Source organism: Myxosarcina sp. GI1(2024) (assembly GCF_053543375.1).
On sequence record NZ_JBKGTY010000001.1, the window covers coordinates 702,218 to 718,383 of the forward strand.

Below are 16,166 nucleotides of genomic sequence, written 5' to 3' on the forward strand. Positions count from 1 at the left end.
GAGATTCTTTACATGGGAGAGTAAAAACATGGAACTAACAATTAAGCTTTATTTATACTTAGTCATAGCTCTAGTCGCAGGTACTATTGTTTTACATTCTCTTCCCCATTTGGGCAAATTGGGCAAAAATCTTGCAGAGTTCTGTTGTTTTGCACCCGGTATCGATTTAGTTTTAGCATATTTCATGTTACTACCCCTAGCCATTGGTTGGTTAGTAAGTGGTTGGCTGGGAGTAGGAATAGCTCTTTTAGCGGAATTGAGCGTTTTATGGATGTGGATAATTGGACATGAATTTGTCAACCGCGATCGTCGCGATCGCGGTAAAATTGCCCGCACGATGAGCGGTATTTTTGGGCGTTGGCGTAACCATGTGGCAATTTGGATTACAGCTTTAGCAATTCCGGTATTTTGGTTCGTTCGTTTTGCCGAAGTAATCGTCTATCCACCGCTAACCGGATTAATTGGTTTGCCTAAATATCAAGCAAAAGACTGGGTTAACGTTTCGCGACACAAGTTTGAAGGCTTAATCGGCTACGACCTAATTTGGTGTTTATACTGCGATTGGATGACGGGTGTATGGTCTTTAGGAACTGAGATGCTAAGAAATGTCGAATCATTTTGGTGTCCGATCCGTTTTTACTCTGATAAAAAATGTGTAAACTGCAAGCAAGACTTTCCCGATTTAGAAAATGGCTGGATTAGTGCCGATGGCAATATGGAACAGGTATCAGAGTTACTGCAAGAAAAATATACTGGTCGAGAGGAATCTTCTTGGTTCGGTCATCCTGCTCGTCAAGTCGATTCTCAGTGCAGTAATTGCCAAACCGAAGCCTAAAATTTAATCAGGGTTCGACGAAGTTGAAGGATTCAGCAATTCTCGCTCGAGAAGAATGCATAGCCATTTGTCTTGACATTAATTGGCGAGCGATAGAAAACCAGAAGCTATTTAGTATTTTTGCTACTTCTTTGAATACATATCCGTGCGGCTAGTTCGATCGCGGCGATAATGCTGCTGGGATTGGCAATTCCGCGACCGGCAATATCGAATGCCGTTCCGTGATCGGGTGAAGTTCGAACGAACGGCAGCCCAATTGTAGTGTTGATGGCACGGTCGAATGCCATTAACTTAACTGGGATTAATCCCTGGTCGTGATATAGGGCAAGATAGGCATCAGCAGCTAAAGGGCGATCGCTATTGTCCAGATTACCGTACCAAGCCTGTCCTGGTTTGACCCACATCGTATCTGGGGGAATTAGTCCGATTAACTCTGCTTGAGGATATTTAGCTCGTTCCCCGCTCAACCAAGCATTCAACCAATCTTTTTCCTCGGTTCCCAGTTGCCCTGCTTCACCGCTATGGGGATTTAATCCCGCGATCGCAATTTGAGGTCGCTCGATGCCGAAGTCTCGTTTTAAACAGTCGATTAACAAACTTAATTTTTCAGACAATAACTCAGGAGTTAGAGTTTGAGGTACTTTTGCTAGAGCAATATGAGTAGTAGCAAGAAGAGTGCATAACTGCCAATCGCTATGGGGCGATCGCGCTACGAATAACATGCCAAAGCGATCTACTCCTGCCTTTTGAGCTAAAACTTCAGTTTGACCTGGATAATCGTATCCTGCAGCTTTCCAAAGAAATTTAGCGACCGGTGCGGTGACAATACCTTGAAATTTGCCGGCGCGAGTTAAGGCGATCGCTCGTTCTAAACAGGCAAAACTAAATCCTCCACTAACAGCATCACCTCTACCGAAGTTTATCTTTCCCTCCCAAGGAAGATCTACAACTAATAAATCTTCGGGATCGGCTAAATCTTCTGGTTTTAGCTGGCTATTATGTAATAAATATTCGTAAGTAGTTTTTAAGAGCGAACGATTCCCTACCACTGTGATGCAACAGTTTTGAGTGTGAGTGAGAGTCGAATCTGCTAGAGCTTTTAAAATTATTTCCGAGCCGATTCCGGCTGGATCGCCCATGGTAACTGCTAGATGAGGAACTGACATAAAACTTTAGGTTGCGCGACTTAGGCAATCGCCAGGACAAAAATCCCGTTCTGGGGGCGATCTAAAGTATGATTAATAATCGATGAGGTAGGCTCAATCCTTGAATAAATATTAAACAAATAATTAGGAGAAATTGAGATGAGTGCTGAAAGTATGCTATTTAACGGAATAATTTTATCTATAGTTCTGACTTTAGTAGGGTTGAGTTGGGGCTTTTTACTACTTAAAATTCAAGGCGGCGAAGAAACCGAACAAACTGATAATATTAGACCATAAATATTTTAGTTTAATTAAATCTTTTCAAGAAGCGGTCGCCCAACAAACGATCGCTTTAGTTTTTAGAGTCAGACTGGCGATCGATAATTACCCAAATTTAGATACTATTGTTAAATAAGTAACCATAAATCAAATCAACAGTAAACAGTTATTGATGTCCTCTGCCATTCCTTCAATTGAATTTTTTCAAGGTATTTCCGAAGATTTAAGCGGTGTAAGTTTGCGGCGTAATAAAAAAACAGGAGTTCGCAATGTACTTATGGTGTTTGAATCTTTAAATGCTTTAGAAAAGTTTAATAGCTTCACTAAAGGAGCGGCAAAAGAGTTACGTCTGAAAGACTCAGAAGGAGATATTTTGGTTCGTCCGTCCTCTTTAAAAATAATTTTTGGCGGTGATGAGGGGAACGAATTAAAAAGAGTCGAATGCAAGTTCGAAATCGAACCAGAAGCACACTGGCAAAGATTTACCCGCTTTATGGAACGTTACGCTGAAGCAAACGGTATGGAATACGGCGAACATTAACAATGCGAACCTCTCCATATACCAAGTCGATTATTTTTAAACCATGAAAATAGCAATTACAGGAGCAACCGGACTTGTCGGTACTCGTCTAGTTGAAAAACTCAATCGCGAAGGACACCAAATAGTAGTTTTTACCCGCAACCCAAACAAAGCCCAACGAATTTTTCCCAGTACGGCTTTTTCCAACTTGGAGACAGTAAAATACACTCCCCAAGCCTCCGGAGACTGGCAACAAAAAATTTCGGGTTGTGATGCCGTGGTCAATCTAGCAGGTGAACCCCTCGCCGAACGCTGGACGAAGGAGAAAAAGCAGGCGATTATGAATAGTCGTCAACAGGTGACGGAAAAAGTAGTCGAGGCGATCGCCAAGGCAGAAGACAAGCCGCAAGTTCTAGTTAGTGGTTCGGCGATCGGCTACTATGGCACTAGTGAAACTGCTACGTTTACTGAAAGCAGTTCCCCTGGTAATGATTTTTTAGCCCGAGTCTGTCAAGAGTGGGAAGCAGCAGCCAAACCAGTTACTGAGTATGGAGTGCGCTTGGTTATTTTGCGCATTGGGATCGTTTTGGCTAACGGCGGCGCATTGGGTAAAATGATCGGACCGTTCAAAATGTTTGCCGGTGGTCCTATAGGTAGCGGCAATCAGTGGTTTTCTTGGATTCATCGCGAAGATCTGGTGAATTTAATCTCTGAAGCGATCGCCAACTCGGATCTGGAAGGAGTTTACAATGCTACTTCACCCAATCCCGTGAGAATGTCTCAACTCAGCCAAACTTTAGGTAAGGTAATGAATCGCCCTTCTTGGCTGCCCGTTCCCCATTTTGTTTTAGAGTTACTCTTGGGAGATGGAGCGCAGGTAGTCCTAGAAGGTCAACAGGTATTGCCCCAAAGAACTCAAACTGCTGGCTTTAACTATCAATATCCAGAGCTTCGACCGGCGTTGGCAGAAATCGTTACTTAACCACAGGCTGACTTAGAATTATGACTAATTCTCTTCAACTAAGATCGGAAAATCTCTGCTTCGGTGGAACTGTCGCCTATTATTCCCATGCTTCGGCAACTTGTAATTGTGAGATGAATTTTGCCGTCTACGTGCCACCCCAAGCGAAAGCTCAGCCCGTTTCCATTCTCTACTATCTTTCTGGTTTAACCTGCACCGAAGAAAATTTTACCGTTAAAGCAGGGGCACAAAAATGTGCTTCCTAACACGGCATTATGTTAGTTACTCCCGATACACTAGTCCCCGCAACACGGGAATATCTGGAGAAAATAACGACTGGGACATCGATAGCGGTGCGAGTTTTTATCTCGATGCTACCGTTCGACCTTGGAAACAGCACTATCAGATGTATAGCTACGTTACCCAAGATTACCAGAACTAATTGCTGCCAATTTTGCCGTAATCCCAGAAAAACAAAGTATTTTCGGGCATTCTATGGGTGGACACGAAGCCTTAATTTGTGCTTTAAAAAATCTCGATAAGTATATTTCGGTATCTGCTTTTGCTCCCATTGCCGCGCCGATGAGCTGTCCCTGGGAAGAAAAAGCCTTTACTACCTATTTAGGTCGCGATCGCGCAATTTGGAAAAATTACGATGCTAGCGAATTGGTCAAACAGACTCAGTTAAACTATCAATAAGTTTACCGTTAAAGTTGAAGCATCCTACCTATCCCAGATTAAATTTAGCGATAACCAAAGTTTGACTGAAGCCTTAAAAGTCGCACCACGAGAATATCTTGAGTGGACTTTCATCAAGCAGGAAATAACTTAATTTTAGTTTGCAAATAAACCAAAATTGTCATTCGCGGTCGCAGCTTTTTACTGCGAGTTTCAGTTGAATATAACACAACCGATCGACTTTTTTACTCTGACTTCTGGAGGGGCTGTGACTCGAATCGCATTCGAGTCCTTGAAAGCTCCGTCCTCCTGCCTCCTGTCTCAGATCTAGATCTGGTCTACCCAGACGAAAACTGCTGTAAGTCCAACACTCATCTAAGGTATTAAACTCGATCTTACTAATTAATCGTGCGACATAAACAAAGATACATCAATATCATGAGTTAATATCAATGTATCTTTCTTAGTTACTATTATCAGCTAGACTCGATTTTTAACTAACTAAATCGTTCAAAGCTGAATCAACATTAGTTTGAGTACTAGTTGTCAGACCATAGTTGCTCAGCCACTCCCTGCCGTAAATTTCGGCTTCGGGACCACTATAAGCGTCTCTTTCTGCTGGCATATCCATACCATTGGTAAATAGATCCGCACTATGAATTTTATTGTTGAGTACCACGATATCATTATTTTGGGCACCCAACGCAACTTCTAAAGCAAAGGTAGCTAGAGTCACATTACCTGCCTCTAATTGTTCTGTCCAGAAGTCCAGTCCTGCTTCATCTCCATCGCGGTTGAAAGCAAATCGATAGACTTGATTGACTCTTTCCCTGTCACTATCGAATCCGCCAAAGAGACGCGCTGCCTCTGGTGCATTACCAAACGCATCGACAACTCGATTATAGACATCGGCTTGACTTCCTGTTAAAATATCGCCTTGTCGTGGAGCGTAACTCACTTCGTTCTCTATAAGAGTATCGTTCCAAAACTCAAGTCCTGAGTAATCTCCTGGTCTGCCGTAGTATGCCACATAAGCAATTTGTGCGGTTCCACCGGTCAGATCTAGACTGGAATAGGCTTCGAGAATTTCCGTTCCAGAGAGATTATTGATATTTTCAATAAAGCCCGTTCCTGTCTCAACCGTTTCTCCATCACTAAAGAAGTTGCTAATGGTCAAATCGCTGGCGGACTCAGCAACACCGTCACTGTTGACATCGATAATCAGATCGGTACCGACTTTTTCAATTCCAACCGCGCCTTTATGAGGAGGGGCGATGCTAATAGTCGTATTGGCAGCAGAGGGATTGGCAGGATCGCTGACGTTAAGATCTTCAGGAGTGATAATGACAGTATCGGAACCGCCAGCATCGTTAATAGTATCTCCAGATGCCGTTTCTAGTCCAAACAGATAGAGATCGTCTCCCAAACCACCTTCTACAACGTCCCTACCTGCACCGCCGAACAAGGAATCATTACCATCTCCACCGTCAATGGTATCATTGCCAGCTTGACCGAAGAGGATGTCGTCGCTGTCTCCACCTTCAATGTTATCGTTGCCGCCCAAAGCATTAATTAAGTCGTTGCTTGCAGTACCTTCTAGTCGTTGATTATTGTCGGTACCAATAATTTCATTATCGAAAGGAACTGTAAAAGCATCGTCGGGAACTAGTTCGGGGTTGACAACATGATTGCGAATTACGTCAGATAGACGCAGTTCTTCAAGATCGAGATCGATAGTATCAGTAACGACACTCAAGAAAGATTGGGAATCTTCTAGCTGGTCGAGATAGAAAAAGCGATCGTTTTGTCTTAGTCTGGCAAACTGATCTTCGATAATTGCTGAGAAGGTGGGACCGAGTAAACCCTGATTATCTCCCGCTATCTCAGAAATACCACCAATCCAGAGGTCAATTTGGTCTACACCGTCATAAGCCTGCTCGAATAAGTCGGCGACTTCTGCGCCAAATACACGGTCTAAATCGTCAAAGGTACGGATAGGTGCTTCATCGGGGAATAGAGAGTTGTAAACTTCCACATAGCCTGGTAGACCCACATCTCGACCGCGCTGAATGTTAATTGCGGCTAAGTCAAAACCACCTTGTCCCGCAGGGAAGAGAAATTCTCTGACTGCATCGACAATTAGATTATCGATATTGTTAGCTTGTTGGTAGGAAAGACCGATAAGGTGGCGGTCAACCCCGTTTTCACTGACGACATCGGGATTAAAGAAAGCATCCGCCAAAGGAATATCTTCTAAGCCGTTAGGATCTATGGTACGTAACTGCTCATTAAGTAAAGTATGTCCTACTCGAAAAGCAGCATTGGCAAATTCGTTGCTAATTCTAGGATCTGAAGATTTTCTAAGATCGGAATCGATAGTTTCTAAGCTGTCGGGGTCATCTTTACCAATCAATAGAGGTAAAAATTCTTTGTAAGTAATTACCTGAGTTTTTGCTCCTATTACCGCGCGAGCTGCTTCGTAGAGGAATTCACCCCTAATTTGTTCCTCGCTAGGTTCGAAATCTAAATTTAGAGAGGGTACGTATTCATCGCGATACCGTTGGTAAAGTTCGGTAATTGCCTTCTCTCCAGCATCGAGATTAGAGGCGATTTTATCCACCAGTAAATTGTGTTCCCTAACAAAGAGAGTGTGAACCGAAATTAAGCCCAGTTGCTCGTTGACCCGAATGTCGCCAGTGATAAATCCGTTTTCACCCAGTTCTCTACCACCACTAGCGTTCTCCGATCCTGGTCTGGCACGGTTGTAGGGTAGTAATATTTCACCAGATTCATTGAAGGGATCGCCTCCTTCTGGGTTGAGATCCCCATTGGTGTTGTAGTCGTCATTAGCAACTAGTAACTTGCCATCAAAGGGAGTAATTCCTCTGGGTGGAGTTTCTTCTAGCTCGGATAGACCGAAAAAGCTATTACCCAAATCGGTACGCTTGGCTGCGGCTCTTTCTAGTTCGGAGCCATATCCCTGAGAACCGTCAATGAAGCTGGTTAGTTGGTTTTCTTGTTGCCGTGGAGTTCCCGGTACACCAGTGCCTTCTGCTGCTGGTACCCGAATAAAAGGTAATTCTTGAGGACGACCATTTTCAGTGAATTCTTGATTATTAAAAAGAGGATCGTCGGGGTTGATAATAGGAATAGGTGTGACATCCTGAGGATCTTCAACTGCTTCAGGATTTCCTACATTTTCGTTAAGACTCAAATCGTGGTCGATAAACTGTCCCCATTGCCAAAGCCAGTCACTAGCGCTAAGGGGATTGCCTGTATCCTCTTCTTGGTCGGAGATAACGTTACTAATTTCACGAGGATTTGGTAAATTACTATCAAACCCGCCTCTAGGTGCATTGTAGCCGTCTTCGTAGGCAGGTTCGAATAATCTAATTAAGAGATCGTTTGCCTGACCGAGGTCTTGGGGTTGATTGTCAGTGCCGTCAATTTTTCTAATATCAATATTAGCCATTTTTTTTGCTTCCAATTGAGAAAATAGAGTTTTTTGTAAGAAATTAAGAGCTTTAAGAGCTTCACTAGAAATAACTTTGCTTGAATAAGAGATACGTTCGACTTTGGATATTTATGCTGTGCTTGTCATAGATCGGCTAGTAAAACTAAGCAGTATCTGTAACTCAATTGTGTTATTTTTTAAGTTGTTAATGTATTATGTTTGACGGTTGTAATTTATGTAGCAAATACAAAAATCAAAAAAGTCGTCCAAACCCACTATTTACAAGGATTTGGGAATCTCCAAAGTAATGCGTGTATAATAAATAAAACTTAACAATTGGGGCTGAAAGGGGAATGCTGCGACTGATTACTGATTTTGATGGACCGATAATAGACGTAAGCGATCGCTATTATCGCGTTTACCAATATTGCTTAGAACGGGTACGGTTTCCCCAACAAGAAATTCATCAACTGCCCAAAGATGAGTTCTGGCGACTCAAGCGAGCGCGGGTTCCCCAACGAGAAATCGGCAAAAAATCGGGCTTAAATGAAGCGCAAGCACGAGAATTTGCCCACCTGCGTAAAGTGACAGTACATAGCTTACCCTATCTCGTATATGACAAACCGATCGCTGGCGCCACAGAGGCACTATCTAAAGCTCAATACTTGGGATTCGATCTAGTAGTCATGACTATGAGGCGCGATTGCGAGCTAAATGCGGCCTTTCAACAGTACGATCTCGAAGGCTTTTTTCCCAAAAACCGTCGTTACTGTTTGCCAAATGACTACTCTAAAACTACAGACGTGCAGGATAAACCGAGGCTGATGAAAAAAGCCTTAGCAGAATTGCCACCAGTAGCGGATATTTGGATGGTAGGAGATACAGAAGCAGATATCGTCGCTGCTCAAACCCACAATGTTAAGGTAATTGGAGTTTTATCGGGAATTCGCGATCGCCAGCGTTTAGAACACTATCAACCGAATTTAATCGTTAATAACTTACAAGAAGCTGTAGAGGCGATCTCGACTTCTTGCTGGTTGTCTTGTTGACCATCAGCGTAAAAAACAGCTTGCTAGCCAGAACAGACAAAATGTAACTGCCGCAGCAAAGTGATCGGCACCTAAAACTCCACCGCCACTCTGACCGACTAACAAGTTAGCACCAGCGGTTCCAAGTCCAATTCCCAATAGCAAGGCGACCAAACTGATTAAAAAAGCTCTTCCAGAACGGTTTTCTTTTCGATTGAGAAAGTAAAAGCTCGCGATGAATCCCAGTGACATCAACAGAGGCAGCAAAGAAGTTGCGCTATTTTGAGAAAAAACTGCAATGCTCGCCAAAACTAAATATACTGCCGAGGGTAATAAGATATCAGCTTTAGAGGGTGTATCGAGAAACTCTCCCAGCCAATCGGGAGGATTGCTGTTGACCATAGAAACGGGTTTAGATGGCTTCTTCTCCACACTGCGTTCGGGAAAGCGAATTTTTTCGGGAACCTTAATTTTTCCTTCTTGCCGTAATTTCAGCCGATCCATAATGATCGAATCATAGGCAGTTTCAACTTTTTCTAAAACATTGCTGTCGTTGCCATATTTTTCATAAAGCCGTTCTTTAGCTGCCTGAATTTCTTCAAAAGAGGCACTTTCACTAACTCCAAGTTGTTCGTAGGGATTTTGTTCGCTCACGATCTGCTCTCTCCAATCTCTAACCGATCTAGATTAACGTTTTTTGTTTGGCACTTAGTCGCTCGATGATGTAGTTATCAAACTTATTTAGTATACTTCCCACCAACCCAAGGCAGGACCGATAAATCTAACGGTCAGCCAAGTGGCGATCGCCACTCCAATTCCGATCCAAGCTCCTCTGGTAGTCCATTTGACAAATTTTTCAGCTTGATTTTTGGTAATCGGTAACCAAGACAAGATTTTAGTATCTTGTCCGTATTTTTCTCCTAATGCGGCTTTGCGTCTTTTTGCTTCTCCCATAATTTCAATCTATCGCTAATAATACTTTTACTCCTCGATCGTAACGTTTTTTGAGGTTTGGAGTACACTATTTATTCTTCAGCTTAGTTTTAATTACTCAATCTAAAATCGACAACTTTGTAATAATAATACTAAATATTAGGAGCAAAGGGCTACTCGCTGTAATTGTCTTGCTAGCTCGATCGTTTTAGGTCAAAAAGGTTCGAGCGGCAGATGGAGCGTTTATCGCAGGTAACACTTTTAAGAAGTTAATGTAGCGCTCCTCCACAACAATAACCAACTCCAGCATTCGCTAAAACTTATAGTTAATTATATATTTATAGTTAATTATATATTTATTTATTTATGGCTTCTTTTTCCGATCGCATTTACCCTGTAGTTTGGCATCAAAATAAAGTCTTATTAATCGATCGCACTCGCTTGCCTAGTGAATATGGCGTTGTCGAAATCCACCGCAGCGAAGACATAGTCAAAGCAATTGAAACCAAAATTGTCGGCGGTGCTTCGGCGATTGGGGTTGCGGCTGCTTATGGGATGTATTTAGGTGCCTTAGAAATCGAAACTAACCAGCGAGATGAATTTTTACAGCAATTAGAAAAGGTGGCTACAGATTTACGTCAGACTTGCCCGACAGTAGTCAATTTGACCTGGGCGGTGGCTCAGATGTTAAAGACGGCTTATGAAACTTTTGGTTCGGTTGAAGAACTCAAACTAACTTTATTACAAACAGCCCAGGCAATACAGTTAGAAAATTTAAACATTTGTCGGGAGATTGGCAATCTCGGTTTGTCCGTTCTTCCTTCCCATCCCCAATCCTTGAATATTTTAACTCACTGTAATGCTGGTTCTCTAGCTACTGCGGGTTACGGTACTGCTTTGGGGATAGTTAGAGCTGCATGGTATAATCGCCGTTTGCAAATGCTCTATGCTGGTGAAACTCGTCCTTGCTTTGAAGGAGCTAAACTCACTGCCTGGGAATGTTTGCAAGAGGGCATCCCCGTTACGGTAATTACCGATAGCACGGCGGCTTACTGCATGCGGCAAAAAAAGATTGATGCCGTAATCGTTGGTGCAGATTCGATCGCAGCTAATGGAGATACTGCCAATACAGTTGGTACCTATTCTCTAGCCTTAGCCGCTAAAGCTCATAATATTCCTTTTTTTGTTGCCGCTCCTTTTTCTACCATTGATTTCGAACTCTCATCGGGAGAAGAAATTTTAGTTAGAGAGCGGAATGCTTCAGAAATCTACCAAATCGGTCGAACTAAGATCTGTTCGCCCAAAGCCGAATTTTACACTCCAGACCGCGATGTCACACCGGCATCATTGATTACCACCATTATTACCGAAAAAGGTGCGATCGCGCCTGACTCTCTGGTTGCTCGCCGAACTGCCATAATCAAAGGAGATTAAAGATATTTTTTTTCGGTATCGGGGCTTTCCATCTTCGGCAAACCCATGCTATAGTTACGGACTTTCGAACCTAAATTATAGGAAATTTCGCCACTTTGGAGTAACGAGCGAATAAAATGTTCTAAGTTGGAGCCGATACGTCGTAGATTGTACTCGGTTAAATCTTCTCCATTACTTGCTTCTACTAAGTCATCGAATTGACGATAAACTTTTTGCAAGGCATCTTCACTCCAGTTAAATTCATTATCTGGATCGACATCTAAGGTTAGTACGTTATCACTATAAGTAAATTCGTTATTTTCAACTTCAGCAGTGTAAATACGAATGTGGCGGGTAGTGGATTTAATAAATGTCATTATTTAGATTGGATGAAAAATTAAGCAATTGAGATGATAGAACAGGAGTCACGAGATGCCGAATGCAGTTGGGCTGGTTACGTGGATTTAAACTTCCCGTCAGTTCCAAGCAAAAGGCAAAACCAAGATAATTAAATCTATGTGATTAAACCTTCCGCTGGCGATCGCCTGACGCTCTAGTTCCAATTTAGTCGATCTAGCTTTATTTGCATTTTACAGTTTCCCCGTTAGGATTATCTTCCCAACAGCTAATTGGCAAATATTCGCTGCGCTTAAATTTTACTGTTGACCGGGTGACTCCTGCGATAAATTAATTATTTATATGCTTTAACGCATTGTTCGACCATTGGTTTAACTGCCTCTACGTCTTTCCAGCCCAAGATTTCTGTAACTTTCTTTTCGAGGTTTTTATAGGTTCTAAAAAATTCGGCAATTTCATCTAAACGATGCACGGCAATATCTTTAAGGGAATGAACTTCTTTGTAGCGCGGATCGTCAACAGGAACGCAGAGAATTTTTTCATCGCGATCGCCACTGTCAATCATTTCTAGCATACCAATAGGTCTAGAAGCAATTACACATCCAGGAAAAGTAGGCTGATCCATAATTACCATACCATCGAGAGGATCGCCATCATCGGCTAGAGTGTTAGGAATAAAGCCATAGTCGTAGGGATATCTCACCGAAGCAAATAAAACGCGGTCTAGAGCGAAAGCGTTCAGGTATTTATCGAATTCGTATTTATTCTTACTTCCGGCGGGAATTTCAATCAAAACGTTAACCACATCAGGTTTTGGTTGGGGGGGGATGAGTGATAAGTCCATAAAAACTTCTAGCTAAATAACTTCCGGCTGTATTTCTCGACTGCGATCGGGCAGCCATGAAGCATTTTACCTGAAGATTAGCTCCAAATACATATACTCTTTTACTTCAGCTAAAGCGATCGCGATTTACTTGACAAAAATATCTGGGTTTAAACTGTTGTTAGGTAGTCGGCTTTTTCCAAACGTTGGGTTTAAATTGCCGATCTAAAGGAGTTTCAGCAATGTGGTTCGTATAGTTGTGCATTACTTTAATCGCAATACCTAAAATCACTTCAAGTACTTGCTGTTTGCTATATCCAGCAGTTATAAACGCTTCAATTTCACTGTCTTCTACCCAGCCACGAGTCTGTAGCATTTTTTGAGTAAAGTGACGTAATGCCTGTAACTTTGGCTCTAGCATTGGTGTTCCATTTCTTAGGGTTTCAATATTTTCCTCCGACATTCCTGTCATTTTTGCCAAACCTGAATGGGCTGCCATACAGTAACTACAAGCGTTTTCATAATTGGCTGTTAGATAAATAACCTGCCGTTCGATAGGAGTAAAACTAGTAGCCTCAAACAAATCCCATAGAGTCATCGCACCCTTCAATAAAGCTGGTGCTTCTGCAAGTACGCCTTCTAAATTAGGGATAAAGCCAAAAGTTTCTTTCGCGTGAGCCAATGCTTCTTTCGAGTCACTTGGGGCTGTTTCTAGGGTATGAATGGTAAATTCCATAGCTTAAATTCTCAATTCAATCAATTAGGAGACAAACTTGTCTACCAAGTTTGGTTGATAGTATATACCTATAAAGACAACTTTGTCTACTTAAAATCAAAAATGTCATCTACCAATCATCCACGGCAGCAAATCTTAGAAACTGCTTCATGGCTTTTTTATCAAAAAGGAATTCAAAAAGTCGGTATCAACGAAATTATTGCTACCAGCAGAGTAGCTAAAAGAACGCTTTATCGACATTTCGCTTCTAAAGACGAACTAATAGAAGAAGTAATGAAATATCGAGCTAAAGAATGGTTACGCTGGTTTGAAATAGCAGTAGAGGATCGTGGCAATACAGCAAAAGAAAAACTGCTAGCTACTTTTGATGTATTGCGGGAATGGTATGCTAGTCCAGATTTTAGAGGCTGTCCTTTTATTAATGCAGTGCTAGAAATAGCCGATGCTTCTCATCCCGCTCATGATATTTCAGTAAAAGTAAGAGAATCAATTCGGATGCAGATCGAGCGACTAGCCGAACAAGCAGGAGTGAAGGAAGCCAGATCGTTTTCGCAGCAATATTTATTGCTAATTGGAGGGGCCAGTTTGATGGCAACAATTGAAGGGTTTTCCGAGGGTGCCAACTACGCACAACAGGTATTGTCCGCCCTAATCGATCGCTCCGTAGTTAATTAAGTCAAAAACTGTTAAACAGAAGGAAGAATTTACCCTTCTTCCTTCGAGCGCAGCGAGTTAAATTTACAAATCCTATCGCTGTTTTCTCTTAGCAATTAAAGATTGAAAACCAGGCTGTTGACGATATTCTTGCCATATTGGTTCGGAAACTACTATTTCTAAGTATTCTTCGGGATAGAGATCGATCGCTTTTGCTAAATTAATAATTGCCAAGTCGAATTTATTCAACTGCCGATAGCAGCAAGCCAAACGATAATAAACGGGCTCCGATTCGGGAGTAGTACTCAAAGCGCGCTCGTAACACAAAATAGCGTCTGGAAAACACTGTAACTGCTCTGAGATAATACCTTTTTGATACCATGCCCAATAATCACTGGGTCGAATAGACAAGGCAAGATTGTAACTAGCTAGAGCCAATGCTAACCTCCCCCATTGTTGCCAAGTTTCTGCCTGCCGATAATAGCTCCAAAAATCGTTGGGACGTAATTCTAATGCTCGTTGGTAGTAAGCGATCGCTCTATGATAGTCCGCTCGTTTGCGCCATGCTTCCCCCAAACGATAAGTCGCCCAATAGTCGTCGGGATAAGTGGCTAAAGCTTTCTCGAAACAACTAATTGCCTCTTCATACCTGGCTAATTCTTGAAGGTAAATGCAGCCTTGCTGATACCAAGCCCAATAATTCCTCGGTTTGATAACTGCAGCTTGATGATAATTTTCTAAAGCTTGCCGATATTCACCCAGCTTTTCTAGAACTACTCCCTTACGATACCATGCCCAATAGTCGTGAGGGTGATATTCTAGGGCACGCTCGTAACTTGCTAGAGCTTCCGGGTAAGAGCCTCGTTCGCGTAAAGCATTGCCTTGCTGATACCATCCTTGATAGTTATCTGGTCTGCATTCTAGAGGTTTAAACATCTGATTAGCCATTGTTCGAGGTTTGATTACTTGCGCGAATTTAAGATTTAAACTTAAAAGATTTTCATGCTCAAAAGCGATTTATTGATTTACAGGCATAGTGGCGAGACGATCGTTCCCAAAAAGTTAACCATCGATAACCGGACTCTAGCTTTAGCTGAAGAAGCGATCGCCTGTTTCCAAAACTGTGTGGGTAAAACCCAAGGAGAACTGGATTGCCAACTACTCGAATTAGAAGGAAATAGCCCCGATTATCGGGTTAGAAGAGGCTTGGCACATTTATTACGCAACAGCTTCTCTACTTTTGAAATTATAAGTCCTCTCGAACCACAAATTCTCAGAGAACGAGTATTTATCGAAGCAGCGAAAACGCCAACTATTCCCCGTTACCGCAGTCAGACGCTTGAAGCGATCGCCAATACTCTAGCCGGAGAATTAAACCGCAACGTATCTCGACAGGAAATAGAAACGGGTTTGTATGCGGACTTACAGGAAAATCGCATTTTGACTCAATTCGATTCTCCCGTTGCCGAAGCCTTGCTACACCGGTATAATCTGGGTCAAGTACAGGGAATTTTCTATCGCGCTACCAGTGTGGTGATTAATGCTCACCGTAACGACCCAGGAGAATACAAACTACTATTTCGCTATCTCAAATTATTCCAGCTAATGGCATATATTGAAGGTGATGCCGACACTGGTTTTACCCTTACTCTCGACGGTCCGGCAAGCTTATTTAAAGCCAGCACTCGTTATGGTTTAGCTTTGGCAAAAATGATTCCTGCTTTGCTGCATGTCAGTAAGTGGAGTTTACAAGCCAAATTACAAAACCGCGATCCCTACTCTGGTAATGTCAAACCAGGTAAATTTAACTTAGAGAGCGATCGCTGCGATTTGGTTTCTCACTATCCTCCTGGTAAACCATACGACAGTATGTTGGAAGCTTCTTTTGTCAAAAACTGGGCGAAAGCTAAAACTGAATGGAGATTGGAAAGAGAAGTCGATCTCGTCCCCCTGCCTGGTAGCGTCATGATTCCCGATTTTCGCTTAGTGCATCCCGACGGCAGAGATTTTTTATTGGAAATAGTTGGTTATTGGCGACCAGAATATCTCAGAAAGAAATTTTATCAAGTTAATAATGCTGATGCTGATAATTTGATTTTGGCTGTTTCAGAAAGACTCAATTTAGAAAAAGCAGGAGTAAAATTTACTAATCTTCCCAATCGAGTTGTTTGGTTTAAGAGTAAACTACAGCCTCAAGCGGTTTTGGAGGTTCTCGAGCCTTAGTATAGTAAGTTCGGGTTGAGACTTGGGGAATGATTATTAGCTTTCACCCGAACTTAGGTTAACTAGAAAATAAAAAGCCAACGACTAAATAGCGATTGCTTTTTACCATTGACTCATCTCAACCAAA

At 42.2% G+C, this 16,166-nt stretch carries 16 protein-coding genes and 1 pseudogene; 9 read left to right on the forward strand and 8 right to left on the reverse strand.

The window, feature by feature from the left end; all coding sequences use genetic code 11:
- The first annotated feature begins 28 nt into the window (after window positions 1-28).
- Window positions 29-835, forward strand: a complete 807-nt coding sequence (locus ACLFKQ_RS03470) for a hypothetical protein (protein ID WP_448998497.1) — start codon at window positions 29-31, stop codon at window positions 833-835.
- A gap of 107 nt (window positions 836-942) precedes the next feature.
- Here ACLFKQ_RS03470 and pdxA read toward each other — a convergent pair whose 3' ends face one another.
- A complete protein-coding gene (pdxA, locus tag ACLFKQ_RS03475; protein ID WP_448998498.1) occupies window positions 943-2,001 on the reverse strand; it encodes a 4-hydroxythreonine-4-phosphate dehydrogenase PdxA in 1,059 nt (352 codons plus the stop codon).
- Window positions 2,002-2,139: 138 nt separating this feature from the next.
- Here pdxA and petM point away from each other — a divergent pair, with 138 nt between their 5' ends.
- From petM to fghA, 4 genes and pseudogenes are all read left to right on the forward strand, one after another.
- Window positions 2,140-2,277 carry a cytochrome b6-f complex subunit PetM gene (petM, locus tag ACLFKQ_RS03480; RefSeq protein WP_448998499.1) on the forward strand — a complete coding sequence of 46 codons (138 nt, stop codon included), beginning with the start codon at window positions 2,140-2,142 and terminating at the stop codon, window positions 2,275-2,277.
- A gap of 154 nt (window positions 2,278-2,431) precedes the next feature.
- Complete coding sequence (gene psb28 / locus ACLFKQ_RS03485) at window positions 2,432-2,800, forward strand: photosystem II reaction center protein Psb28 (protein ID WP_448998500.1); 369 nt, start codon at window positions 2,432-2,434, stop codon at window positions 2,798-2,800.
- Between the two features lie 43 nt (window positions 2,801-2,843).
- Window positions 2,844-3,761, forward strand: a complete 918-nt coding sequence (gene thyD / locus ACLFKQ_RS03490) for a thylakoid membrane protein ThyD (protein ID WP_448998501.1) — start codon at window positions 2,844-2,846, stop codon at window positions 3,759-3,761.
- Window positions 3,762-3,781: 20 nt separating this feature from the next.
- Window positions 3,782-4,418, forward strand: a pseudogene (gene fghA / locus ACLFKQ_RS03495) (S-formylglutathione hydrolase); the annotation flags it as partial.
- A gap of 493 nt (window positions 4,419-4,911) precedes the next feature.
- Here fghA and ACLFKQ_RS03500 read toward each other — a convergent pair.
- Entirely contained in the window at window positions 4,912-7,890 is a 2,979-nt protein-coding gene (locus ACLFKQ_RS03500) for a peroxidase family protein (protein ID WP_448998502.1), read from the reverse strand.
- Window positions 7,891-8,225: 335 nt separating this feature from the next.
- Between ACLFKQ_RS03500 and ACLFKQ_RS03505 the strand changes: the two genes are divergently transcribed.
- Window positions 8,226-8,921, forward strand: coding sequence for an HAD family hydrolase (locus ACLFKQ_RS03505; RefSeq protein ID WP_448998503.1), 696 nt, complete (start codon window positions 8,226-8,228; stop codon window positions 8,919-8,921).
- A gap of 3 nt (window positions 8,922-8,924) precedes the next feature.
- Here ACLFKQ_RS03505 and ACLFKQ_RS03510 read toward each other — a convergent pair whose 3' ends face one another.
- Both ACLFKQ_RS03510 and ACLFKQ_RS03515 read right to left on the reverse strand, forming a co-directional pair.
- Window positions 8,925-9,554, reverse strand: a complete 630-nt coding sequence (locus tag ACLFKQ_RS03510) for a CPP1-like family protein (protein WP_448998504.1) — start codon at window positions 9,552-9,554, stop codon at window positions 8,925-8,927.
- Between the two features lie 87 nt (window positions 9,555-9,641).
- Window positions 9,642-9,854, reverse strand: coding sequence for a DUF2839 domain-containing protein (locus ACLFKQ_RS03515; RefSeq protein ID WP_448998505.1), 213 nt, complete (start codon window positions 9,852-9,854; stop codon window positions 9,642-9,644).
- 345 nt (window positions 9,855-10,199) lie between these two features.
- On the opposite strand from ACLFKQ_RS03515, the gene mtnA reads away from it, so the two are divergent.
- On the forward strand, window positions 10,200-11,267 hold the full coding sequence (gene mtnA / locus ACLFKQ_RS03520) for an S-methyl-5-thioribose-1-phosphate isomerase (RefSeq protein WP_448998506.1): 1,068 nt from the start codon (window positions 10,200-10,202) through the stop codon (window positions 11,265-11,267).
- Here the strand turns inward: mtnA and ndhM are convergent.
- The 3 genes from ndhM to ACLFKQ_RS03535 all read right to left on the reverse strand — a co-directional run bounded on the left by ndhM (window position 11,264) and on the right by ACLFKQ_RS03535 (window position 13,162).
- Window positions 11,264-11,623, reverse strand: a complete 360-nt coding sequence (gene ndhM, locus ACLFKQ_RS03525) for an NAD(P)H-quinone oxidoreductase subunit M (RefSeq protein WP_448998507.1) — start codon at window positions 11,621-11,623, stop codon at window positions 11,264-11,266. The genes mtnA and ndhM overlap by 4 nt on opposite strands.
- Window positions 11,624-11,937: 314 nt before the next feature.
- Window positions 11,938-12,447, reverse strand: coding sequence for an inorganic diphosphatase (locus tag ACLFKQ_RS03530; protein ID WP_448998508.1), 510 nt, complete (start codon window positions 12,445-12,447; stop codon window positions 11,938-11,940).
- Window positions 12,448-12,607: 160 nt separating this feature from the next.
- Window positions 12,608-13,162, reverse strand: a complete 555-nt coding sequence (locus tag ACLFKQ_RS03535) for a carboxymuconolactone decarboxylase family protein (protein ID WP_448998509.1) — start codon at window positions 13,160-13,162, stop codon at window positions 12,608-12,610.
- A gap of 102 nt (window positions 13,163-13,264) precedes the next feature.
- Between ACLFKQ_RS03535 and ACLFKQ_RS03540 the strand changes: the two genes are divergently transcribed.
- Window positions 13,265-13,837 (forward strand): TetR/AcrR family transcriptional regulator, encoded by a 573-nt coding sequence (locus ACLFKQ_RS03540; RefSeq protein WP_448998510.1) that lies wholly within the window; start codon window positions 13,265-13,267, stop codon window positions 13,835-13,837.
- Between the two features lie 72 nt (window positions 13,838-13,909).
- Here the strand turns inward: ACLFKQ_RS03540 and ACLFKQ_RS03545 are convergent, their stop codons facing one another.
- Complete coding sequence (locus ACLFKQ_RS03545; protein ID WP_448998511.1) at window positions 13,910-14,764, reverse strand: tetratricopeptide repeat protein; 855 nt, start codon at window positions 14,762-14,764, stop codon at window positions 13,910-13,912.
- Window positions 14,765-14,818: 54 nt separating this feature from the next.
- On the opposite strand from ACLFKQ_RS03545, the gene ACLFKQ_RS03550 reads away from it, so the two are divergent.
- Window positions 14,819-16,039, forward strand: coding sequence for a DUF790 family protein (locus ACLFKQ_RS03550; RefSeq protein WP_448998512.1), 1,221 nt, complete (start codon window positions 14,819-14,821; stop codon window positions 16,037-16,039).
- Window positions 16,040-16,166: the final 127 nt, after the last annotated feature.

Coding starts and splice junctions, on each gene's coding strand:
- ACLFKQ_RS03470 (WP_448998497.1), top strand. CDS start 29: ATGGAACTAACAATTAAGCTTTATTTATACTTAGTCATAGCTCTAGTC.
- pdxA (WP_448998498.1), bottom strand. CDS start 2,001: ATGTCAGTTCCTCATCTAGCAGTTACCATGGGCGATCCAGCCGGAATC.
- petM (WP_448998499.1), top strand. CDS start 2,140: ATGAGTGCTGAAAGTATGCTATTTAACGGAATAATTTTATCTATAGTT.
- psb28 (WP_448998500.1), top strand. CDS start 2,432: ATGTCCTCTGCCATTCCTTCAATTGAATTTTTTCAAGGTATTTCCGAA.
- thyD (WP_448998501.1), top strand. CDS start 2,844: ATGAAAATAGCAATTACAGGAGCAACCGGACTTGTCGGTACTCGTCTA.
- ACLFKQ_RS03500 (WP_448998502.1), bottom strand. CDS start 7,890: ATGGCTAATATTGATATTAGAAAAATTGACGGCACTGACAATCAACCC.
- ACLFKQ_RS03505 (WP_448998503.1), top strand. CDS start 8,226: ATGCTGCGACTGATTACTGATTTTGATGGACCGATAATAGACGTAAGC.
- ACLFKQ_RS03515 (WP_448998505.1), bottom strand. CDS start 9,854: ATGGGAGAAGCAAAAAGACGCAAAGCCGCATTAGGAGAAAAATACGGA.
- mtnA (WP_448998506.1), top strand. CDS start 10,200: ATGGCTTCTTTTTCCGATCGCATTTACCCTGTAGTTTGGCATCAAAAT.
- ndhM (WP_448998507.1), bottom strand. CDS start 11,623: ATGACATTTATTAAATCCACTACCCGCCACATTCGTATTTACACTGCT.
- ACLFKQ_RS03530 (WP_448998508.1), bottom strand. CDS start 12,447: ATGGACTTATCACTCATCCCCCCCCAACCAAAACCTGATGTGGTTAAC.
- ACLFKQ_RS03535 (WP_448998509.1), bottom strand. CDS start 13,162: ATGGAATTTACCATTCATACCCTAGAAACAGCCCCAAGTGACTCGAAA.
- ACLFKQ_RS03540 (WP_448998510.1), top strand. CDS start 13,265: ATGTCATCTACCAATCATCCACGGCAGCAAATCTTAGAAACTGCTTCA.
- ACLFKQ_RS03545 (WP_448998511.1), bottom strand. CDS start 14,764: ATGGCTAATCAGATGTTTAAACCTCTAGAATGCAGACCAGATAACTAT.
- ACLFKQ_RS03550 (WP_448998512.1), top strand. CDS start 14,819: ATGCTCAAAAGCGATTTATTGATTTACAGGCATAGTGGCGAGACGATC.